This is a genomic window from Amycolatopsis aidingensis (assembly GCF_018885265.1).
Classification (GTDB): domain Bacteria; phylum Actinomycetota; class Actinomycetes; order Mycobacteriales; family Pseudonocardiaceae; genus Amycolatopsis; species Amycolatopsis aidingensis.
In genome coordinates this window covers 6,117,504-6,138,380 of the sequence record NZ_CP076538.1, presented here as the reverse complement: position 1 = coordinate 6,138,380, position 20,877 = coordinate 6,117,504, and the positions used below count along the sequence as shown (strand labels likewise).

At 70.4% G+C, this 20,877-nt stretch carries 18 protein-coding genes; 15 read left to right on the top strand and 3 right to left on the bottom strand.

The annotated features are described in order from the left end of the window. Positions 1-15: 15 nt before the first annotated feature. The 3 genes from KOI47_RS27930 to KOI47_RS27920 all read left to right on the top strand — a co-directional run bounded on the left by KOI47_RS27930 (position 16) and on the right by KOI47_RS27920 (position 4,116). Positions 16-1,794, top strand: a complete 1,779-nt coding sequence (locus KOI47_RS27930) for an ABC transporter family substrate-binding protein (RefSeq protein ID WP_216209452.1) — start codon at positions 16-18, stop codon at positions 1,792-1,794. A gap of 383 nt (positions 1,795-2,177) precedes the next feature. After that, positions 2,178-3,194 (top strand): ABC transporter permease, encoded by a 1,017-nt coding sequence (locus KOI47_RS27925; RefSeq protein ID WP_216209450.1) that lies wholly within the window; start codon positions 2,178-2,180, stop codon positions 3,192-3,194. 10 nt (positions 3,195-3,204) lie between these two features. Next, the gene (locus KOI47_RS27920) at positions 3,205-4,116 is read left to right on the top strand and encodes an ABC transporter permease (protein ID WP_408629957.1); all 912 of its coding nucleotides are present in this window, start codon (positions 3,205-3,207) and stop codon (positions 4,114-4,116) included. An 83-nt stretch (positions 4,117-4,199) separates the two neighbouring features. Here KOI47_RS27920 and KOI47_RS27915 read toward each other — a convergent pair whose 3' ends face one another. Beyond that, a complete protein-coding gene (locus KOI47_RS27915; RefSeq protein WP_216209448.1) occupies positions 4,200-5,972 on the bottom strand; it encodes an ABC transporter ATP-binding protein in 1,773 nt (590 codons plus the stop codon). A 109-nt stretch (positions 5,973-6,081) separates the two neighbouring features. Between KOI47_RS27915 and mshB the strand changes: the two genes are divergently transcribed. From mshB to KOI47_RS27900, 3 genes are read left to right on the top strand one after another with little or no spacing between them, the layout of a single operon-like run. After that, the gene (gene mshB, locus KOI47_RS27910) at positions 6,082-6,927 is read left to right on the top strand and encodes an N-acetyl-1-D-myo-inositol-2-amino-2-deoxy-alpha-D-glucopyranoside deacetylase (protein ID WP_232376302.1); all 846 of its coding nucleotides are present in this window, start codon (positions 6,082-6,084) and stop codon (positions 6,925-6,927) included. Next, a complete protein-coding gene (locus KOI47_RS27905) occupies positions 6,924-7,331 on the top strand; it encodes a hypothetical protein (RefSeq protein WP_216209446.1) in 408 nt (135 codons plus the stop codon). Before mshB ends, KOI47_RS27905 begins: the two co-directional genes overlap by 4 nt. Next, entirely contained in the window at positions 7,324-8,109 is a 786-nt protein-coding gene (locus KOI47_RS27900) for a hypothetical protein (RefSeq protein WP_216209444.1), read from the top strand. Before KOI47_RS27905 ends, KOI47_RS27900 begins: the two co-directional genes overlap by 8 nt. A gap of 21 nt (positions 8,110-8,130) precedes the next feature. On the opposite strand, the gene KOI47_RS27895 is transcribed toward KOI47_RS27900, so the two are convergent. Continuing rightward, on the bottom strand, positions 8,131-8,934 hold the full coding sequence (locus tag KOI47_RS27895) for a site-2 protease family protein (protein WP_216209442.1): 804 nt from the start codon (positions 8,932-8,934) through the stop codon (positions 8,131-8,133). A 335-nt stretch (positions 8,935-9,269) separates the two neighbouring features. Here KOI47_RS27895 and KOI47_RS27890 point away from each other — a divergent pair, with 335 nt between their 5' ends. Further along, positions 9,270-9,554: a WhiB family transcriptional regulator gene (locus KOI47_RS27890; RefSeq protein ID WP_170220999.1), complete on the top strand. Its 285-nt coding sequence runs from the start codon at positions 9,270-9,272 to the stop codon at positions 9,552-9,554. Positions 9,555-9,641: 87 nt separating this feature from the next. Continuing rightward, the gene (locus KOI47_RS27885; protein WP_232376301.1) at positions 9,642-13,010 is read left to right on the top strand and encodes a glycosyltransferase family 2 protein; all 3,369 of its coding nucleotides are present in this window, start codon (positions 9,642-9,644) and stop codon (positions 13,008-13,010) included. On the opposite strand, the gene KOI47_RS27880 is transcribed toward KOI47_RS27885, so the two are convergent. After that, entirely contained in the window at positions 12,971-13,402 is a 432-nt protein-coding gene (locus KOI47_RS27880) for a metallopeptidase family protein (protein ID WP_232376929.1), read from the bottom strand. The genes KOI47_RS27885 and KOI47_RS27880 overlap by 40 nt on opposite strands. Positions 13,403-13,724: 322 nt before the next feature. On the opposite strand from KOI47_RS27880, the gene KOI47_RS27875 reads away from it, so the two are divergent. The 7 genes from KOI47_RS27875 to KOI47_RS27845 all read left to right on the top strand — a co-directional run bounded on the left by KOI47_RS27875 (position 13,725) and on the right by KOI47_RS27845 (position 20,834). Next, positions 13,725-14,084 (top strand): DUF3499 domain-containing protein, encoded by a 360-nt coding sequence (locus KOI47_RS27875; RefSeq protein ID WP_216209439.1) that lies wholly within the window; start codon positions 13,725-13,727, stop codon positions 14,082-14,084. Between the two features lie 85 nt (positions 14,085-14,169). Next, the gene (locus tag KOI47_RS27870) at positions 14,170-15,525 is read left to right on the top strand and encodes a phosphomannomutase/phosphoglucomutase (RefSeq protein ID WP_216209437.1); all 1,356 of its coding nucleotides are present in this window, start codon (positions 14,170-14,172) and stop codon (positions 15,523-15,525) included. 67 nt (positions 15,526-15,592) lie between these two features. Beyond that, a complete protein-coding gene (locus KOI47_RS27865) occupies positions 15,593-15,826 on the top strand; it encodes a Trm112 family protein (RefSeq protein ID WP_216209435.1) in 234 nt (77 codons plus the stop codon). Further along, positions 15,810-16,904 carry a hypothetical protein gene (locus tag KOI47_RS27860; protein WP_216209433.1) on the top strand — a complete coding sequence of 365 codons (1,095 nt, stop codon included), beginning with the start codon at positions 15,810-15,812 and terminating at the stop codon, positions 16,902-16,904. The genes KOI47_RS27865 and KOI47_RS27860 overlap by 17 nt, the downstream gene beginning before the upstream one ends. A gap of 63 nt (positions 16,905-16,967) precedes the next feature. Continuing rightward, on the top strand, positions 16,968-18,194 hold the full coding sequence (gene manA, locus KOI47_RS27855; protein ID WP_216209431.1) for a mannose-6-phosphate isomerase, class I: 1,227 nt from the start codon (positions 16,968-16,970) through the stop codon (positions 18,192-18,194). Positions 18,195-18,278: 84 nt separating this feature from the next. Continuing rightward, entirely contained in the window at positions 18,279-19,199 is a 921-nt protein-coding gene (locus KOI47_RS27850) for a cation diffusion facilitator family transporter (protein ID WP_216209430.1), read from the top strand. An 81-nt stretch (positions 19,200-19,280) separates the two neighbouring features. Then, on the top strand, positions 19,281-20,834 hold the full coding sequence (locus KOI47_RS27845) for an APC family permease (protein ID WP_216209428.1): 1,554 nt from the start codon (positions 19,281-19,283) through the stop codon (positions 20,832-20,834). The last annotated feature ends 43 nt before the right edge of the window (positions 20,835-20,877 follow it).

Genomic DNA, 20,877 nt, shown 5'->3' with positions numbered 1-20,877 from the left:
GGAGGGCACACGTACATGAGGAGATCCAAAGCAGTCTCCGCTCTGTCGCTCGTCGCCGCGTCCGCCCTTGTGCTGACGGCGTGCGGCGGCGGTGACGAAGGCGGCGACCCGAACACCGGCGCGAGCTCGGACATCGAACAGATGGCCACGGGCAAGGCGCAGGAGAACGGCGTTTTCAAGCTCGCCGAGGCCGCGGAGAGCGATAAGGTCACCGTGGCCGTCGACCGGAAGTTCACGGCGTACAACAACAACACGCCGGACACCAACACGTCGTACAACACCTACGTGCTGGTCACGGTGCTCGCCGGTGCGCACATCTACGACGGCAACAACAAGGTGTTGCTGAACGGCGATGTGATGGAGTCGGTCGAGATGACCTCGACGGAGCCGCAGGTCGTCGAGTACAAGATCAAGCCGGACGTGAAGTGGTCGGACGGCGAGGCTTGGGACTGCGATGACTTCTACCTCGCCTGGCTCGCCAACAGTGGCAAGATCGAGTCCTTCCAGGCCGTGTCGCCCGCCGGTTACAAGCTGATCGAGCAGGCCGAGTGCAAGGACGACCAGACCTTCGTCACCACCTACAGCGAGCCGTACCTGGACTACCAGGGCCTGTTCAACACCACGATCCTGCCCGCGCACGTGCTGGAGCAGGAGAGCGGCATCGGGGACATCACGCAGTACGACCTGAACAGCCCGGCTGAGGAGCTGAAGCCGGCCGGCGAGTTCTGGTCCTCGGAGTGGAAGGGCTTCAAGCCGGACATCATGCCGGCCTCCGGCCCGTACAAGATCGCCTCGTTCGACGACAACGCGGGCATCGTCACCCTGGAGCGGAACAAGGACTTCGCCGGCGCCAAGGGCGGGCCGCAGACGGTCGTGGTCCGGGCCATGCCGCAGACCACGGAGATGGCCTCGGCGCTGCAGAACGGTGAGATCGACGTGGCCTCCTCCACCCAGCCGGACGCCACCAGCGCGCAGGCGCTGAAGAACCTCACCTCGCAGGGTGTGACCTACGGTTCGGCCCCGCAGTTGTCGTACGAGCACATCGACCTCAACTTCGAGCGGATCTTCGCCGACAAGGCCGTGCGGACCGCCTTCTTCCAGGCGATCACGCGGGAGGAGATCCTGAACAAGCTCATCCGGCCGATCCGGCAGGACGCTCAGGTACTGAACAGCGTCATGTACTTCGAGGGTGAGCAGGGCTACGAGGACCGCTACAGCGACAAGGCGGGGCAGGGCGCGGAGGCCGCGGCCAAGACCCTGCAGGACGCAGGCTGGACCAAGGGTTCCGACGGGATCTTCCAGAAGGACGGCAAGCGGCTGTCGATCGCCATCTCGCACAACGAGAACGACCGGCGCAGCCAGACCGTCGAGATCCTGATCCCGCAGCTCAAGGAGGCCGGGATCGAGGTCACGGACAACACCGACCCGGCCTTCTTCGACGGCCCGCTTTCCAACGGTGACTGGGATGCCTGCATCTACGCCTGGTCCGCGGCACCGTTCAAGGCCGAGTCCTCGTCCATCTTCATCTCCCCGGACAACGGCGGCGAGCAGAACTACCAGGGTCTGTCCAACCCGCAGATCGACGAGGCGATGAACAAGGCCGTCTCGGCAACCGACGAGGAGGCCCAGCGCGAGGGCTACCAGAAGGCCGACGAGCTGATCGCGGAGGAGCGGGCCTCGCTGCCGCTCTTCCAGATGCCGTCGATGTGGGCCTTCCGTGGCATCGACCGGGTCTTCTTCCAGGGTTACTTCGGTTCCCTGTGGAATGTCGGTGAGTGGGAGCGGACCAGCTAGTTTCCAAGTGAAATCGAGATGAGCTGAAGGGGTCTGGAACCGGTGCTGCTGCCAGCCCGGTTCCAGACCCCTTCCTTGAGAGCTTGTTCCTGAACTGGACGTTGCCGCTCGAGGCGAGTAGAAGGACTCGCGTGGGACAGCCCACGGGCGGCGAGGCCGGGCGAATCACCTGCGAAGGTGACTGTGCTGACGAAGTCCGAGCCCGGCCGAGCCGACCGTGTCGCGAGTTTAGGAACGGGCACTGAGGTGTGATAAATGAGTGTCGCGCGCGAATCGTGCACGACCCTCCTTGGGTAGCTGTTGACCGTGGCGGCACCCCCGCTACGGTGAGCAAGGGCGGCCGCTGACACCCAGACGGCGATGCCGGACGAGGAGCAATTCCGTTGAACTTAGTGCTCTACACGCTACGGCGGGTAGCGATCTCGATACCGATCCTGTTGATCGGTACCTTCTTCGTTTATTTGATGGTCGCCGGTGCGGGTGATCCGCTCGCCGATCTGCGGGCAAGACCGGATGTCAGTCCGGAAACCATCGCCGCGTTCGCTCAGCAACTCGGCCTTGACCAGCCGCTGGTCCCGCGCTACTTCGACTGGCTAGGCGACTTCCTGACCGGCGACTGGGGCCTTTCTATCGCACAGGGCAACGCGCTGCAGCCGGTTTTCCCGATGGTGATGAGCGCATACGAGGTCACCCTGAAACTGGTGATCGGCGCGGAGATCCTGGCGATCGTCGTCGGTGTCGCGGTCGGTGTGCTGGCCGCCGTGAAGCAGTACTCGATCATCGACTACATCGCCACCATGCTGGCGTTCCTGATGTTCTCGATGCCGATCTTCTGCGTCGCCATCGTGTTGAAGACCTACGCGATCGAGTTGAACACGGTCGTTTACGACCTTGGCCTCACCGAATGGCTCGGTAACCCGTGGATCAAGACGATCAGCCCGGAGAAGCTGGTCAGTGACGGGTTCGGCGACTTCATCATCGACTACATCGGCGCGTACCTGCTGCCCACCCTTTCCATCATGGTGATCAGCTTCGCCGCGTACAGCCGGTTCCAGCGCGCATCGATGCTCGAGACGCTCAATTCGGATTACGTCCGCACCGCCCGCGCGAAGGGCGTTTCCTCCTCCCGGGTCATTTTCCGGCACGCCATGCGGAACGCCCTCATTCCGGTGGCGACGCTGTTCTCGGTGAACTTCGCGCAGGTGCTCACCGGGGCGATCATCACCGAGCGGGTGTTCGCCTGGAACGGTATGGGCACGATTCTGGTGAACGCGGTGAACCAGAACGATCCGGACGTGATGATGGGCTGGCTGGTGCTGGTCGCCGTCACGGTAGTTGTGTTCAACCTGATTGCCGACCTGGTGTACGGCATCCTGGACCCGAGGATTCGCGTTGGCTGATATGAACTCGATGCTCGCGGAAGCCCAGTCGGGCGGTTCCGGGGGCCAAGACCAGGAAACCGACCTCGCGCCACGGCCACGCAGTCAGGGCGCGCTCGTACTGCGGAAGTTCCTGCGGCACAAGCTGGCCATGGCCAGTGTCGCGCTGCTGACGCTGATCGTGCTGACCATCATCATCCTGCCGATCTTCTGGCCGTACAGCTACACCGAGACGGTCGGCGGCTTCCTGCAGCCCAGCGCGGACCACCCGCTGGGCACCACGCAGGTCGGCAAGGACATGGTGGCCCAGATCCTGCGCGGCACCCAGTACTCCATGCTGATCGCGATCGTGGTGTCCATGGTCGCGACGATGCTCGGGGTGGTGTTCGGTGCCACCGCGGGCTACCTCGGCGGCTTCACCGACTCGGCGATCTCCCGGTTCACCGACCTGTTCCTGATCGTCCCGCAGATCGCGGCGGCCGCGATCCTGGTGAAGGTGTTCAGCGGGAGCTGGTACGTGGTGGCCCTGGTGCTGGCCGCGTTCGCCTGGATGCCGATCGCCAGGATCACCCGGGCCGAGGCGATGTCGCTGTCCCAGCGGGAGTTCGTGGAATCCGCGCGCGCCGCGGGCGCGGGCACCGGCCGGGTGATCTTCAAGCACCTGGTGCCGAACATGGTCGGCAGCATCACGGTGAACGCCACCCTGGCCGTGGCGCAGGCGGTGCTGGTGGAGGCCGCGCTGTCCTTCATCGGCCTCGGTGTGCAGCTGCCGGACACCTCGCTCGGCCGGGTCATCCAGGAGAACTACGCCCAGCTCACCTTCCGGCCCTGGTTGTTCTGGGGACCGTTCCTGGTGCTGGTGCTGATCTCGCTGACGATCAACTTCATCGGTGACGGCCTGCGGGACGCCTTCGACCCGCGGCAGCGCCGGATGAAGGCCTGACCGGGCAGGACCGCGAGAAACCACGGCAAAAGGGCCCGGCCACCATCGCGGTGGCCGGGCCCTTTTGCCGTGGCTGCGGAGGGTCAGTCGGCGACCGGGGCGACCCGGCCCGCCTCCCAGGCGGCGCGCCGCTCGGCCTGCAGCACCGGGTCGGCCACCGGGGCCGCGGACAGCAGCCGCTTGGTGTAGTCCTCCCGCGGCGAGTGCAGCACCTCGTCCCTGGTGCCCACCTCGACCAGCTTGCCGTGCTGCATCACCGCGACCCGGTCGGCCAGCAGGTCGACCACGGCGAGGTCGTGGCTGATGAACAGGCAGGCGAACTGCAGCGTCTGCTGCAGGTTCAGGAACAGGTCCAGCACGGTCGCCTGCACCGAGACGTCCAGCGCCGAGGTCGGCTCATCGGCGATCAGCAGTTGCGGGTTCAGCGACAGCGCCCGCGCGATGGACACCCGCTGCCGCTGCCCGCCGGAGAGCTCGTGCGGGTAGCGGTTGCGGTAACGGGCGGACAGCTCCACCTTGTCCAGCAGCGAGGCCACCCGGTCGTCCAGCTCCTTGCCGGACAGGATCTTGTGCAGCATCAGCGGCTCGGCCACCGACTGGCCGATCGTCATCTTCGGGTCCAGGGTGGAGGCCGGGTCCTGGAACACGATGGAGAAGTACCGGCGCAGCGGTCGCAGCTCCTTGGTGGACAGCTTGGTGATGTCCCTGCCCGCGATGGACACGGTGCCGCCGGTCGGCTCGAGCAGCCGGATGGCGCAGCGGCCGACGGTGGACTTGCCGGACCCGGACTCACCGACAAGGCCGAGGATCTCGCCCTTGTCGATGTGCAGCGACACATCGTCCACCGCGCGGACCTTCTGGCCGCGGCGGCCGGGGAAGTCGAGCACCAGGTTCTTGATCTCCAGCGCGGGTGCCCCGGCCTCGATCTGCGCCTCCAGCTCGACGTCGGCGAGCTTGATCTCCTCGGCGATGCGCTGGGCGTCGGCGCTGTCGATCCGCTCGTCCTCGAACAGCAGCCTGCCCTCGGGGCGTTGGCCGAGCACCGGGACGGCGGCGAGCAGCCGCTTGGTGTACTCCTGCTGCGGCCGGGCGAACAGCTCGCGCACCGGCGCCTGCTCCACGATGTCACCCTGGTACATCACGACCACCCGGTCGGCGAGGTCGGCGACCACTCCCATGTCGTGGGTGATCAGCACGATCGCGGTGTCCAGGGTGTCCCTGAGCTTGCGCAGCAGCCCCAGGATCTCCGCCTGCACGGTCACGTCCAGCGCGGTGGTCGGCTCGTCGGCGATGATCACCTTCGGGTCGCAGGCGATCGCCATCGCGATCACCACCCGCTGCCGCAGGCCGCCGGAGAGCTGGTGCGGGTACTGCCGGAAGCGCTGCTCCGGGTTGGGGATGCCGACCAGGTCCAGCAGCTCGATGGCCCGCGCGTCGGCGGCGGACTTGGCGAGGTCCTGGTGCATCCGCAGGGCCTCGCGGATCTGCCAGCCGACGGTGTACACCGGGTTGAGCGCCGTCATCGGCTCCTGGAAGATCATCGCGATGTCGTTGCCGCGGATCTTGCGCAGTTCCTTGTCCGGCAGCCCGGACAGCTCGCGGTCCTCGAGGCGGAGGTCACCGTTGACCTTGCTGCTCTTGGGCAGCAGGCCGAGCACAGACATCGAGGTCACCGACTTACCCGATCCGGACTCGCCGACGACGGCGACGATCTCCCCGGGCTTGACGTCGAACCCGATGCCCTTGACCGCATCGACGACGCCGTCCTCGGTGGAGAACGAGATGTGCAGGTCCGCGATGGAAAGGACGGAACCGGATGTGCCGGCTGTCACCGCCGTTGTTGCTTCAGTGCTCACCAGATGCCCTTCGTGGGGGTACAGATGTCACGCCCGGTAGGCACGACTCGCGCGAGGATAACCGAGGCGCCTGGGGATGTGGACACGAAGGAGGAATTAATCTAAGACCGTGATCTCCGAAGAGACGCGCAGGCTGCTGCTGGTGCACGCGCATCCGGACGACGAAAGTATCACCACCGGCGGCACGATCGCCCGTTATGCCGCCGCCGGGGCCGAGATCACGCTGGTGACCTGCACGCTCGGCGAGGAAGGCGAGGTCATCCCGCCCGAGCTGCGGCTGCTCGGCGCTGATGCGGCCGACCAGCTCGGCGGGTATCGGGCGGGCGAACTGGCCGCGGCCTGTTCGGCACTCGGCGTGACCGACCACCGCTACCTCGGCGGCATCGGACGCTGGCGGGACTCCGGCATGGCTGGCACCCCCGCGGCCGAGCACCCGCGGGCGTTCGTCCGCGGCCCGCTGGAGGAGCAGGCCGGGCAGCTCGCCGCGATCCTGCACGAGGTGCGGCCGCAGGTGGTGGTCAGCTACGACGCGCACGGCGGCTACGGCCACCCCGACCACATCCGGGCGCATGAGATCACGATGGCCGCCACCAGGCACACCGGCGGCAGGGTGTTCCACGTGGTCTCGCCTGCCTCGGCGGTGGCCCGCGGGCTGGCCGGGCTGCGGCTGGCCAGCGAGCTGCCGTTCCGGGTGCCCGCGGACGGCGAGCTGGCCACGGTGGCCGACGAGCTGGTCACCACCACCGTGGACGTCTCGGGGCAGCTGGATGCCAAGGTCGCGGCCCTGCGCGCGCACCGTAGCCAGGTCAGCGTGCCCAGCCCGGCCTCCTGCTACGCCCTTTCCAATGGCATCGCCCAGCCGCTGCTGACCGCCGAGTACTTCACGCTGGCCCGCGGGCCTGCCGAGGGCGTGCGCACCGACCTGTTCGGCGGGGCGGCGGAGGAGCAAGCATGACCGGCGGGGAAGGACACCGGTGGGGCCTGTTCGTGCTGCTGCTGGTCGATGTCGTACTGCTGGCCGTGCTGGAGCTGTTCTACCTCCCGTTGCGGCTGGACGGACTGATCCTGCCCGCCGCGGGCGCCGTGCCGGTGCCGGTCACCGTGCTGCTGGCGGCGGCGACCACCCCGCTGCTCGTGCGCGCGGCCGCGTGGGTGGCCCCGCCGCGGCTGGCCGTGGTCCCGCTGGTGCTGTGGCTGGTCACCGTGTTCGGGATCGGGCTGGCCGGGCCGGGCGGCGACCTGGTGCTGTTGCAGGACTGGCGGGCGCTGCTGTTGCTAGCCGCCGGGGCGCTGCCCGCCGCACTGTCCCTCGGTGCGGTGCTCGCCCGCTCCCCGGCCAGGGGAGCGGCGCATGGCTGAGGCGATCTCCGACGCGCACGTGGTCCGCGTGCTCCGCCCGTTCGTGCGGGCGACCGGCCCGCTGCTGGACGCCCTGCGCGAGTCCGACCCGCTCGGGCTGCGCACTAGGGCCGAGCGGGAGGACGCCGACCTGGCCGGGGTGCGGCGCCGCCTGCGCGAGCGGCTGCTGGACCGGCTGACCGCGGTACGGGTGCCAGGGACCGCGGCCTGGGCCGGAATGGACGCCGGGCAACGCTCACACTGGTGGGTGAACAGGGTCGGCCGGTTCACCGCGCTGCTCACCGCCGTCCCCGGCCTCGGTGGGGCGCTGGCCGACCGGCTGCCGGTGCAGGACGCGCTGGGCGCGGCCGCGCAGGGGCTGCTGCTGTGCGCCATCGCGGGCGAGCACGGGGTGACCGAGGTCGGCGACCGGGTGCGGCTGCTGGCCTGGGTGCTGTTCGAGCGGGAGGTGGACCCGGAGCTGGCCGCAGGCCGCGGCGCCCGGCACGACGCCGCCGCGGAGGACGCGCGGACCAGCGAGCTGACCGAGGAGGTCACCGAGTCCTCCCGCAGGCACGGCCGGATCACGCTGCGGGCCGCGGCGCGCACGCTGTGGCGGCTGGGCAGGCTGCTGCTGTCCATCACCGACGAGCTGGAGAAGCGGCCGCAGGGCCGCTTCTACCACCAGGCCCTCGGCATGCTGCCGGTGGTCGGCATGGCGGCCGACTACTTCGGCGAGCGTTCCGCGCTCAAGCGGGTGGCCAAGCGGGCCCGCCGGTGGCTGCGCGAGAACCGGTGAGGGATTGCAACCGGCGAACGGTCACAGCCAGAAGCGGAAGCCCTCCGCGCCGATGACGGCCAGCCGGTCGTCCCCGCCGACGACGTCGAACACCGCGTAGGAGAGGTCGAAGAAGGCCTGCCCCACCGGGTCCAGTCCGATGATCAGGGCGAACAGCACCAGCGGTGCCCACGGCCGTGCCTTGGCGCCGAATTCCCGCGCCTGCGGGGAAAGATAGGGCTCGATCGCGCCGAAGCCGTCCAGTCCCGGCACCGGCAGGATGTTCAGCACGAAGGCCAGGATCTGCAGCAGCGCCAGGTAGGACAGGCCGATCGCCAGCCCGGCCGGCAGCTGCACCAACGCCACCACGGCGGTGAGCACGGCGCCGATGGCAAGGTTGCTCAGCGGCCCGGCAAGGGACACCCAGGAGGACACCGAGCGGGAGCGCAGGGCCCACCGGTTGATCCATACCGCGCCACCGGGCAGCGGGATACCACCGATCGCCAGCAACAGCAGCGGCAGCACCAGGGACAGCACCGGATCGGTGTACCGGCGAATGTCCATTGTGAGATAACCCTTGGCGGCGACCTCGTGGTCCCCGCCGCGGTAGGCGACCAGCGCGTGCCCGAACTCGTGCAGGGTGAGCGAGGCTGCCCAGCCGCCGATGATCAGCAGGATGATCCCGAGCGTGCCGAGCACCTGATGGTCGAGGCTGGTGATGAACACCTGGCCGTCGAAGTCGGTGGTCGGGAACGGGCTTTCCACGACCAGCAGCACGGCACCGGCGACCGCGACGGCGAGGATGGCGAAGAACAGGGGACTGGGGCGGACTGCGGAACGTTGCACGCCGACAGTCTTCCGTATCCCCGCATGCGCCTGTCGGCGTGTCCGCTTGCGTGTCGGGCTCGAAGTATCCCCCAAACTTGCTACTCCGCTTGACCTAGCTCCATTACACGGGTGTAATCACATTGATGTCATTCGCCGCCGAGGGGGCGGCGGATCGGTCCGCCTGAAGAGGGAGCAGGAGAGGACCACAACGGTGCGGTCCGGCATCGGACTGTACGCGTCGGGGCACGGTTTCGCGTCTCGACGCCGAGTCAACACCGCCAGCCTGGGGAGTGCGTGGAAGCGAGGAGGCGGACGTGCGGTTAGGCGCCAGTGGAAGGGATTGGGGGCACGTCATGGATTGGGATGACCCCCAGCAGCAGGACCTGGGAACTCTCCCGGACCTGCTGGACGTGTCCGAGGAGCAGGATTGGCAGGAGCGCGCCCTGTGCGCGCAGACCGATCCGGAGGCCTTCTTCCCGGAGAAGGGTGGGTCCACCAGGGAAGCCAAGCGCATCTGTCAGGGATGCGAGGTGCGAGACGACTGCCTCGAGTACGCCCTCGCCCACGACGAGCGTTTCGGTATCTGGGGTGGACTGTCCGAAAGGGAGCGTCGCAAGCTCAAGAAACGCGCGGTATAGGGCGGTCTGCCCGGTCCAGTAGCTCGTTGACATCGTAGGGTGGCCGCATCCGACCACCGGGATCCCGATGAGCACTGGAGAGGGCCGTTGACTGCTCCTCGCGTTTCGGCGCCCGCCGCGCTGCGCACCGCGCCGGTGCTGGCGATTCTGGTCTGTCACAACGGTGCGGCCTGGCTCCCGCTGGCGCTGTCCGCGTTGCGGCGCAGCGAGGTCCGGCCCCGGCACGTGCTGGCCGTGGACACCGGCTCGGACGACCGCACCGCCGATATCCTCGCCGATGCCGCCGATCCGGCTGGTGCCGCCGGGGAGCGGGTGCTCTCCGGGGTGCTGAGCCTGCCCGAGGACACCGGTTTCGCGGCGGCGGTCGCCGAGGCCATCGCTCATGCGGGTGAACGTTGGGGCGATCCTGGCAGCTGGATCTGGCTGCTGCACGATGACTGCGCCCCGGAGCCGGACTGCCTCGGCACCCTGCTGAACGCGGCCGAGGCAGCGCCATCGGCAGGCGTGCTCGGGCCGCTGGCCGTCGGCTGGACGGATCCGCGGCTGATCGTGGAGGCGGGGCTTTCCCTGGACGCCTCCGGCCACCGCCAGCACGCCGTACCCCGGGACCACCAGCAGAGCACCGAGGTGCTCGCGGTGCCGAGCGCCGGTTCGCTGATCCGCCGCGAGCTGTGGGAACGGCTCGGCGGCTTCGACCCCGACCTGCCCCTGCTGCGCGAGGACGTCGACTTCGGCTGGCGGGTCAACTCCGCCGGTTCGCTGGTGCTGTCCGTCCCGCGTGCCCGGCTGCGGCACGCCCGCGCGGCGAGCACCGGGGAGCGGCAGGCGCATGCCCTGCCCGGTTCGCTGCTCGCCGCCGACCGGGCGCACGGGCTGCGTACCTTCCTGGCCAACTGCGGTCCGCTCGCCTTCCTGCTGGGGCTGCCCCGGCTGGTGCTGCTGAGCCTGCTGCGCGGGCTCGGGTTCGCCCTGCTGCGGCGGCCGGGCAGGGCACGGGCGGAGTTCGCCGCGGTGCGGTACCTGACGGGCGGGCATGCCGGGCTGCGGGCCGCGCGGGCGCGGCGGCGATCCGCCCGCAGCAGGCTGAACGGTTCCGTGCGTGGCCTGCTCACCAGCAGGTTCGCCCGGCTGCGCAACCTGCTGCGGGGCGGGATGCTGCAGCTGGTCCGCAGGCGGGTGGCCAGCGAGGCTGCCCTCGGCCGGCTGCCCGAGGCCGTACCGGACTCCTCCGACCCCTCGGCCTGGGTGCCGCCGGAGGCCGCGCGCGCCGAGCCGAGGGCCGCCCGGCCGGTCGGACCCGAGGCGCTGCCCGCCGGTGCCATGCGCGCCATCGGCACCCGTGCCAGGGGCCTGCGTACCCCGCGCGAGGTCGTGGCGGTCGCCCTGCCCGAGCAGGAGCCCCAGCGGACCACCGCCGCCGAGGACGCGGCGGACGAGCGGGGCGAGCGGCCCACCCCCGGCGCCGCGCGCGAGCCCGAACTGGTCTTCGTCGAGGTGAACCGGCGCCGGATCCTCGCGGCCACGGTGTTCGCGCCGCCGGTGGTGCTGTTCCTCGTGCTCACCGCGTTCGGCCTGGTGCTGCACGGCTCCCGGCTCGGGCTGGACCCGGCAGGCGGGCGGCTGCTGCCGGTGGGCGGGCTGGACCAGCTGTGGTCGTCCTACCTGGCCTCCTGGCATCCGGTCGGCGGTGGCACCTCCTCGGCCGCGCCTGCCGCGCTCGCCGTGCTCGGCACCCTCGGCGCGGTGTTCCTGCCGCTGGGCGGGCCACCCGCGCTGGTGGCGTTGCTGCTGCTCGGGCACCTGCCGCTGGCCGCGCTGGTGGCCTACGCGGCGACCAGCGGGATCCGGGTGCACCGCTGGGTGCGCGCGGGCGTCGCCGCTGGTTACGCGTTGCTGCCCGCCGGCGCCGCGGGTGTCGCGCAGGGCAGGCTCGGGGTCGTGCTGGCGCACATCCTGCTGCCCGCGGTGATCGCCGGAATCGCCGCCGTGCTCACCCGCGCGGGCAGGCGCTGGCTGAGCGTGGCCGTGCTGACCGCGCTCGCCCTCGCGGTGCTCGGGGCGTTCTCCCCACTGGCGCACGCGCTCGCGCTGGTGGCACTGGTCGGCGGGTTCGTGCTGCTGCCCGCGGCGGGTGGGCTCGGCCGCCGGATCGCCGCGGTGGCCATCGTGGTGCTGCTGCCGCTGGGCCTGCTGCTGCCCTGGCTGCCTGCCCTGCTCACGCATCCGGCGCTGGTGCTGCACGGCCTCGGTGGCACCGGCTCCCGGCCGCCGGGAACCGCCGACCTGCTCGGCCTCGCCCCCGGTGGTCCCGGCGCGCTGCCCACCGGGGTCGCGGTGCTGGTGGCCGCGCTGGTGGCGCTGGTGCTGCGGCCGACGAGGCGGGCCCTGCCAGGGCTGGCGGTGCTGCTGCTGGGCATCGGCGGGGTGGTCGCCGTCCGGCTGCTCGCGGTGCAGCCGGTACACGGCGGTCCGGCGGCGATCGGGTACACCGGCGTGCCGTTGCTGGTCGCGGGCGCCGGGCTGCTCTGGGTGGTGCTGGCCGCCTGCACCCACCGCGCGGACACCCCGGCCGTGGCCGCCCTGCTGCCGAGGCTGGGCGCCGCGGGCGGGGTGCTGGTACTGCTCACCCTGGCCGCGGGCGGGGTGCTGGCCGCCACCGGACCGCTGCGGGCGGACGGCGGCTGGTCCCTCGCCTCCTCGCTGACCAGGGAACTGTCCGCTACCGGGCGGTCGGTGCTGGTGCTGGGCGGGCCGGGGGAGCCGGTGCGCCAGAGCGGCGGCAGGCTGCCCCGGTTCGGCGACGACGAGCTGGTGCCGGTGCCGGGAACCCCGGAGCGGCTGTCCAGCTGGCAGCGGGACCTGCTCGCCGGGTCGCGGGAGGCGGTCACCTCGGCCGCCGCGGCCGGGGCGCTGTTCGTCGTGCTCCCGCAGGGCGAGGACGCGGCGCGGCTACGCCAGGCCGCACCCGACCTGGTCGCCGGGGCCCCGGCGACCAGCGACGGCAGGCAGGTGCTGCGGCTCAACCCCGTGGGCGGCCAGGTGACCCTGATCTCGCCACAGGAGGCAAGGCGGGCGGTCGGTGGCCAGGCGCCCACCGGGCAGCTCGCAGGCGGCACCGCGGTGGTTCCGGTCGAGGCCGAGCTGCCGGACATCCGGGTGCGGGTGTCCGACGGCCCCGCCGGCAGGCTGCTGGTGCTCGCCGCCGAGTCGGAGCCGGGCTGGCGGGCCTCGGTGGACGGGGAGCGGGTACCGATCGTGCGTGCCTGGGGACACCAGGTGGCCGTCGCGGTGCCTGCGAGGGCGTCCGAGGTGGTCGTCGAGCATCCCTCGGTGCTGCGTGACCTGCTACTGCTCGGTCAGATCGCGGCCGTGCTGTTCACCGCGCTGACCGCGATACCCGGCCGGAGGGAGCGAACTCACTCTCCTTCGATGACGTCGGGCTCCACCCCGAGATAGGTGGCGACCTGTTCGACCAGCACGTCGTGCACCAGCTCGGACAGTTCGGCCGGGTCCTTGGCGCGGGCTTCCAGCGGCCTGCGGTACAGCACGATCCGTGCGCGGGTGGGCAGCCCGGCCCGGTCCACACCCGCGGGCACCAGCCGGGACAGCGGTACCGCCCCGTCGTGCAGCACCCCCTCGGCCTGCGCGGGAGTGCCGCCCCTGCGGACCTCTGGCACGTCGTCCACGGCCACGTCCAGCTCGGTCAGCTCATGCCGCCAGCGGGCCTCGATCGGTTCCAGCGCGTCCAGCACGAGCGTGTCGAACCGCTCCGCCCTGCTCGATGCGGCCGGCAGGGAAGAGGGGTACAGCGGGCCGCGCAGCCCGCGCCCGTGCCTGTCCCTGCGGATCCGCCGCCGCTGCTGCGCACGCTGCTGAGAACCTGGAACCGTTGCCACCATTCGTAGGGTACGCCGGAGCGACGCCGGGAACCCGAGTTGGTGTGTCGGTGTCTGTTACTCGACGCGCGACACGACCGGCTCGGCGGGGCTTGGACTCCGTCGTGGCCGACACCTTCGCGGGTGGTACGCCCCGCCTCGCTGCTCGTGGGCTGCTCGCCGCTAAGCACAGTGCGCGTCAGCGCTTCCGTCTGGGTGGTGGTGGGCGACGGGCGGGGGCGTCAACGGCGCGCCTGCGCCACGCCGCGGGGTGAAGGCGCTATCGTGATCAACCGTGCCGAGCGTACGGAAGTGTTCGCGGACGGGCTGCCTGCAGCCCGCGGTAGCCACGCTGACATACGCCTACAGCGACTCCACCGCGGTGGTGGGTCCGCTGGCCACGGCGTCCGAGCCGCATTCCTACGACCTGTGCGAGGCGCACGCGCTCCGGCTGACCGCCCCGAAGGGCTGGGAGGTGGTCCGGCACGAGGGCGACTTCGCCGAGCCGGAACCCTCGGGTGACGAGCTGACCGCGCTGGCCGAGGCGGTGCGCGAGGCAGGCCGCTCCGATCGCCCCGCTCCGCCGCCCGAGCCGGAGCAGCCCTCCGGCAGGCGGGGGCACCTGCGCGTGCTACCGGATCCGATAAAACCGTAACCGGGCTGCGCCGGTCGCCCGCCCGGCGGCGCCGGTACGCTTTCCGCGTCGTATCCGTGAGTCGGACGTATTACGGGGAGAGGGCGTGTCAGACCTGTCGGGCATTGTGAAGGCCTACGACATCCGCGGGGTCGTCGGTGAGCAGCTGAACGCGGACATCGTCCGTGACTTCGGCGCGGCGTTCGCCCTGCTGATCAAGCCGGACTCACCGTCCGTGGTCGTCGGCCACGACATGCGGGACTCCTCGCCCGGCCTGGCCGCGGCCTTCGCCGACGGGGTCACCTCGCAGGGGCTCGATGTCGTCTCCATCGGCCTGGCCAGCACCGACCAGCTGTACTTCGCCTCCGGCTCGCTGAACATGCCGGGGGCGATGTTCACCGCGAGTCACAATCCCGCCCAGTACAACGGGATCAAACTCTGTCGCTCCGGTGCGGCCCCGGTCGGCCAGGACTCCGGGCTGGCCGAGATCCGGGACACCGTGGAGCAGGGGGTGCCGAGCTTCGCGGGGCAGCCGGGCAAGGTGACCCAGCGGGAAACCCTCGGTGACTACGCGAGCTACCTGCGTGAGCTGGTCGACCTTTCCGGCAACCGGCCGCTGAAGGTCGTGGTGGATGCCGGGAACGGCATGGGCGGCCACACCGTGCCCAAGGTGTTCGAGGGCAGCACGGTCGAGATCGTGCCGATGTACTTCGAGCTGGATGGTTCCTTCCCCAACCACGAGGCCAACCCGCTGGACCCGGCCAACCTGGTCGACCTGCAGGCCAAGGTGCGCGCGGTCGGCGCGGACGCCGGGCTCGCCTTCGACGGCGACGCCGACCGCTGTTTCGTGGTGGACGAGCGGGGCGAGCCGGTGTCGCCGAGCGCGGTCACCGCGCTGGTGGCCGTGCGCGAGCTGGCCAAGGAACCCGGCGGCACCATCATCCACAACCTGATCACTTCCAAAGCCGTGCCGGAGATCGTCGCCGAGCACGGTGGGAAACCGGTGCGCACCAGGGTCGGGCACTCCTTCATCAAGGAGAAGATGGCCGAGACCGGCGCCATCTTCGGCGGGGAGCACTCCGCGCACTACTACTTCCGCGACTTCTGGCGGGCCGACACCGGCATGCTGGCCGCGCTGCACGTGCTGGCCGCGCTGGGTGAGCAGGACGGGCCGCTGTCCGAGCTGACCGTCTCCTACCAGCGCTACGCCGCCTCCGGTGAGATCAACTCGACCGTGCGGGACCAGGTGGCCAGCCAGATCGCGGTGAAGGACGCGTTCTCCGGCCGCAACGGGGTAACCGTGGACGAGCTGGACGGTCTCACCGTGGAGCTGGCCGACGGCAGCTGGTTCAACCTCCGCGCCTCCAACACCGAACCACTGCTGCGGCTGAACGTGGAGGCCGCGGACGCCGCGGCGGTGGACGCGCTCGCCGACGAGGTGCTGGCGATCGTCCGGGCATGAAGGGCGAATGGTGCAGGGCAACCCGTGACTGGCGAACCGTGGTGGCGGAAGATGGTATGGAGGAACTATGGCCGTGACGCTTGACGAGCAGTTGCTGGAGATCCTCGCGTGCCCATCGCCGGATCACGCGCCGCTGCGGCCCGGCTCGCCGGACGACCCGCAGGCCGACGCCCTCACCTGCACCTCATGCGGGCGGGTGTTCCCAGTCCGGGACGGGATTCCGGTGCTGTTGCTCGACGAGGCGGTTTCCACGGACGCTCCCGAAGGTGAGCGGGATGATGCCGATGCCGACGGTGCTTGACGACAGCCTGCTGGACGACCCCGACCGGCTGGCGCACGCCGATGTGGCCGGGCTGCTGCGGGCCGGCGCGATGGCCGGCGCGCAGGTCCGCTCCACCGTCGAGGCGGCAGCCGAGCTCGAGTTCGGCGAGCGGCTGGACATCGGGCGGCCGCGGGCGCTGGTGCTGCTGGCACGGGAAGGGGTGAGCCGCGCCGCCGCCCACCTGCTCGAGGCCCTGCTCGGGGCCTCCTGCCCGGTGCCGGTGGTGGTGAGCGATGTCGTCCCCGGCTGGGTCGGCACGCTGGACGTGGTGGCCGGGCATATCGACGACGGGGAGGACCCGGAGCTGGCGGCCTCCCTGGAGCGGGCCGCCCGGTACGGCGCGACCATCGTGCTGTCCGCAGCCAAGGACGGTCCGGTGGCCTCGGCGGTGGCAGGCCGCGGGCTGCTGATCTCGCCGCGGGTCCAGGTCCCGGCCGAGCTGGCCTTACCCCGCGCGCTCGCCGCCGGGCTGCTGGTGGCCAACACCCTCGGGCTACTGGTTGCGGACCTGGAGTCGGTGGCCGACCAGCTGGACGGTGAGGCCGAACGCAACCATCCCGGCCACGAATCCTTCGTCAGCCCGGCCAAGGCACTTGCCCTGCGCGTGGCCGAGCGCACACCCTTGCTGTGGGGCCTGGACCGGCCCGCGCTGATGGTGGGCGAGCACGGGGCGCACGTGTTCGCCGCCCACGCCGCGACCGTGTGTGACGTCGCCGACTACCGTCAGGCGATGGCACGGCCCGCGCTGCTGCGTGCCGCCATCACCGGCACCTCGGAACGGGACATCTTCGCCGATCCGGAGGACGACCCGATGCCCGCGGCCCCGCCGCGGGTGCTGCTGCTCGCGGTCCGTAGCGGCCCGACGGCCGATGCGACCCGCTACCGGGCCGAACAACTGCTGCCCGGCGCGGATGTGCTCGCCCCGGCCGGTGAGATCGAGGCAGCCGAGCCCGCCCGCGCCGCGGTGCTCGCGCTGCGGTTCGAGATGGCTGCCATCTACCTCGGGCTGGCCACTGGGACCATTGGCGGAGCCGGGTACGCACCCACCAGGGCGTAGCCGCGACTACAGCGAGGCAGGCTGGTGCGAACGGCAAGCGCCGCCGAGAGTTGAGGTGGAGACGTGGAACAGCTGCTGGGCGCCGTGCGGCCGTACGCCTGGGGGTCCCGGATCACCATCCCGGAGATGCTGGGCAGGCCGGTACCCGCACCGCACCCGGAGGCGGAGCTGTGGATGGGGGCACATCCCGGCGACCCGTCCAGGGTGGTCGGCTCCGACGGGGTGGAGCGCAGCCTGCTCGAACTCGTGGAGTCCGACCCGATCGGGCAACTCGGCGGCCGGTGCGCGCAGCGCTGGGGCGACCGCCTCCCGTTCCTGCTGAAGATCCTCGCCGCCGAGGAGCCGCTTTCCATGCAAGCGCATCCCTCGGCCAGCCAGGCGGCCGAGGGGCACGCCCGCGAGGAGGCCGCGGGCATCCCGCGGGACGCGCCGAACCGTAACTACCCCGACCCGACCGCCAAGCCGGAACTGGTGTGCGCGCTCACCGAGTTCCACGCGCTGGCCGGGTTCCGCGACCCGCGGCGCACGGTGGCGCTGCTGCGCGCCATCGAGACACCGGGGCTGGCCAAGTACGCCGACCTGCTGGCCGCGCAGCCGGATCCGGACGGGCTGCGCACGCTGTTCACCACCTGGATCACCATGCCGCAGCCCGCGCTGGACGAGCTGCTGCCCGAGGTGCTGGACGCCTGCGTGCTGCACGTCAAGGAACACGGCGAGTTCGACACCGAATGCCGCACCATCCTCGAGCTCGGCGAGACCCATCCCACCGACGCCGGGGTACTGGCCGCGTTGCTGCTCAACCGGCTCACCCTGCGCGCGGGCGAGGCGATCTACCTTCCGGCCGGCAACCTGCACCTGTACCTGCACGGCACGGCCGTGGAGATCCTCGCCAACTCGGACAACATCCTGCGCTGCGGGCTCACCCCGAAACACGTGGACGTGCCCGAGCTGTTGCGGGTGGTGGACTTCGCCTGCGGGGACATGCCGGTGCTGCGCGGGCAGCCGATCGGCCGGATGGCCGTGTACCGCACCGACGCGCCGGAGTTCGAGCTGGCGCGGATCGAGTGGGCCGCAGGCGAGGACGAGGACGTCGAGCTGGACTGCACCGGTCCGCAGATCCTGCTGTGTACCGCCGGTGAACTGCGGTTGCGCGCGGCCGACGGCAAGGAGTCCGCGCTGCGCCGCGGCGAGTCGATGTGGCTGGCCGCCGCCGATCCGGCCGTAAGCGTGCGGCCGGCCGGGGACCAGCCCGCGCACCTGTTCCGCGCCACCCCCGGTACCTGTGCCTGAGTCGCCGACCCGGCCGCCGGGGGCCGTGCGGTACCTCTAAGCTGCCTGCGACACGACGGCGCGAGCATCTTTCCGGGGGCAGCAGTGGCGGCAAGTGGCGGAACCAAGGCGATCGTGGCGGCCCTGCTGGCCAACGCCGGAATCGCGATCGCGAAGTTCGCCGGGTTCCTGATCACCGGGTCCTCCTCGATGCTGGCCGAGTCGGTGCACTCGGTCGCCGACACCTCCAACCAGGGCCTGCTGCTGCTCGGGCAGAAGACCTCCCGGCGCAGGGCCACCAAGGAACACCCGTTCGGCTACGGGCGGGACCGCTACTTCTACTCCTTCATCGTCGCGCTGATGCTGTTCACCCTCGGCGCGGCCTTCGCGCTGTACGAGGGCATCCACAAGGTGCAGCACCCTGAGGAACTGGCCTCGCCGATCGTGGCGGTGGTGATCCTGGTGGTGGCGATCGTGCTGGAGACCTTCAGCTTCCGCACGGCCATCGTCGAGTCGAGGGCGGTCAAGGGGGACGCCACCTGGTGGGGCTTCATCCGGCAGTCCCGCAGCCCCGAGTTGCCGGTGGTGCTGCTGGAGGACGCGGGCGCGCTGTTCGGTCTGGTGTTCGCGCTGATCGGTGTGGGCCTGTCGGTGCTCACCGGCGACCCGGTGTGGGACGGCATCGGCACCATCATGATCGGGGTGCTGCTCGGGGTCATCGCGATCATCCTGATCATCGAGATGAAGAGCCTGCTGATCGGCGAGGGCGCCACCGAACGGGAGCTGCGGGCCATTACCGACGCGCTGGTCGGCGACGGGGTGCAGCGCGTAATCCACATCCGCACCCAGTACATCGGGCCGGAGGAGCTGCTGGTGGCCGCCAAGCTGGGGCTTGCGGAGGGCCTGGAGATGGCCGAGGTCGCGCGCGCCATCGACCAGGCCGAGGGCCGGGTCAGGGAGCGGGTCCCCACCGCGCGGCTGATGTACCTGGAACCGGACCTGTACCGGCCGACGGTGGCTTCCTGACCCGACCTCGCGTGCGTGGGTGGTTAACCACCCGTTAGGGTGGCCCGGACCCTGAGATCCAGGTCACCCAGGAGGTCAACGTTGCCCGGAACGGGTTTATGGCGCACAAAATCGGTCGAACAGTCCATTTCGGACACCGATGAGCCGGATACCAAACTACGCAGGAACCTGAGCGCGTGGGATCTGACCGTCTTCGGCGTCGCGGTCATGATCGGCGCAGGCATCTTCACCCTGACGGCACATACCGCGGGTGATGTGTCGGGGCCCTCGGTGGCGCTGGCGTTCGTACTGGCCGGTACCGCCTGCGCGCTGGCCGCGCTGTGCTACGCGGAGTTCGCCTCGACCGTCCCGGTCGCAGGCAGCGCCTACACCTTCTCCTACGCGACCTTCGGCGAGTTCCTCGCCTGGATCATCGGGTGGGACCTGATCCTGGAGTTCGCGGTGGCCGCGGCCGCCGTGGGCAAGGGCTGGTCGGTGTACCTGGAAACCGTGCTGCGCTACATGTTCGGCGAGGACGTCACCACCACCGTGCAGATCGGCGGGGTCAGCGCCGACTGGGGCGCGATGCTGCTGATCGTCGTGCTCGCCACGATCCTGACCCTTGGCACCAAACTTTCCTCCCGGTTCAGTCTGGTGATCACCGCGATCAAGGTGCTGATCATCCTGTTCGTGATCGTGCTCGGCATCACCTACATCAGCCCGGACAACTACACGCCGTTCATCCCGCCCGCAGCCGAGGGTGCGGCCGCCGATGGCGGGGTCGAGCAGTCCCTGCTCTCCGCCCTTGTCGGCAGTGCGGGCAGTACCTACGGTGCCTTCGGCCTGCTGGCGGGCGCCTCGCTGGTGTTCTTCGCCTTCATCGGGTTCGACATCGTGGCCACCACCGCGGAGGAGACCAGGAACCCGCAGCGCAACGTGCCCCGCGGCATCCTCGGCTCGCTGGCCATCGTGACCGTGCTCTACGTGGCGACCTCGCTGGTCGTGGCCGGGATGGTGCCGTACCAGCAGCTGTCCTCCGATGCCGAGCCCGAGGGCCGCAAGACGCTGGCCACCGCGTTCGCCGTGCACGATGTGGACTGGGCGGCGAACGTCATCTCCATTGGCGCGCTGGCCGGTCTGACCACCGTGGTCATGGTGCTCATGCTCGGGTTGCAGCGGGTGCTGTTCGCGATGTCCCGGGACGCGTTGCTGCCCCGCCCGCTGGCCAAGACCGGAAAGCATGGCACGCCGGTGCGGATGAACATCCTGGTCGGTGTGGCGGTCGCCATCGGGGCCACCTTCTTCGAGGTCGGCAGGCTGGAAGAGATGGTGAACGTGGGCACCCTGTTCGCGTTCATCCTGGTGTCCGCGGGCGTGATCGTGCTGCGCAAGAAGCGGCCGGACCTGCCGCGCGGGTTCCGGGTGCCGATGGTGCCGCTGCTCCCGATCCTGGCGATCGTGGCCTGCGGCTGGCTGATGCTCAACCTCACCGTGCTCACCTGGCTGCGGTTCATCGGCTGGATGGTGCTCGGCGTGGTGATCTACTTCGCATACAGCAGGCGGCACTCGTTGCTCGGCAAGCGCGAGAACGGGGCCACCGAGTCCCCGCTCCCCGTCGACGGTGCCGATCCCACCAAAACCCCCGACAACCCCTGACCGCTGTGCGTGGCGGCGGGGAGATCACCAGGAGGAATCGATC

Excerpts from the sequence above, each read along its gene's own strand:
- KOI47_RS27865 (WP_216209435.1), top strand. The coding sequence starts at position 15,593 with ATGGCCGTGACGCTTGACGAGCAGTTGCTGGAGATCCTCGCGTGCCCA.
- KOI47_RS27900 (WP_216209444.1), top strand. The coding sequence starts at position 7,324 with ATGGCTGAGGCGATCTCCGACGCGCACGTGGTCCGCGTGCTCCGCCCG.
- KOI47_RS27905 (WP_216209446.1), top strand. The coding sequence starts at position 6,924 with ATGACCGGCGGGGAAGGACACCGGTGGGGCCTGTTCGTGCTGCTGCTG.
- KOI47_RS27890 (WP_170220999.1), top strand. The coding sequence starts at position 9,270 with ATGGATTGGGATGACCCCCAGCAGCAGGACCTGGGAACTCTCCCGGAC.
- KOI47_RS27920 (WP_408629957.1), top strand. The coding sequence starts at position 3,205 with ATGCTCGCGGAAGCCCAGTCGGGCGGTTCCGGGGGCCAAGACCAGGAA.
- KOI47_RS27860 (WP_216209433.1), top strand. The coding sequence starts at position 15,810 with ATGCCGACGGTGCTTGACGACAGCCTGCTGGACGACCCCGACCGGCTG.
- KOI47_RS27930 (WP_216209452.1), top strand. The coding sequence starts at position 16 with ATGAGGAGATCCAAAGCAGTCTCCGCTCTGTCGCTCGTCGCCGCGTCC.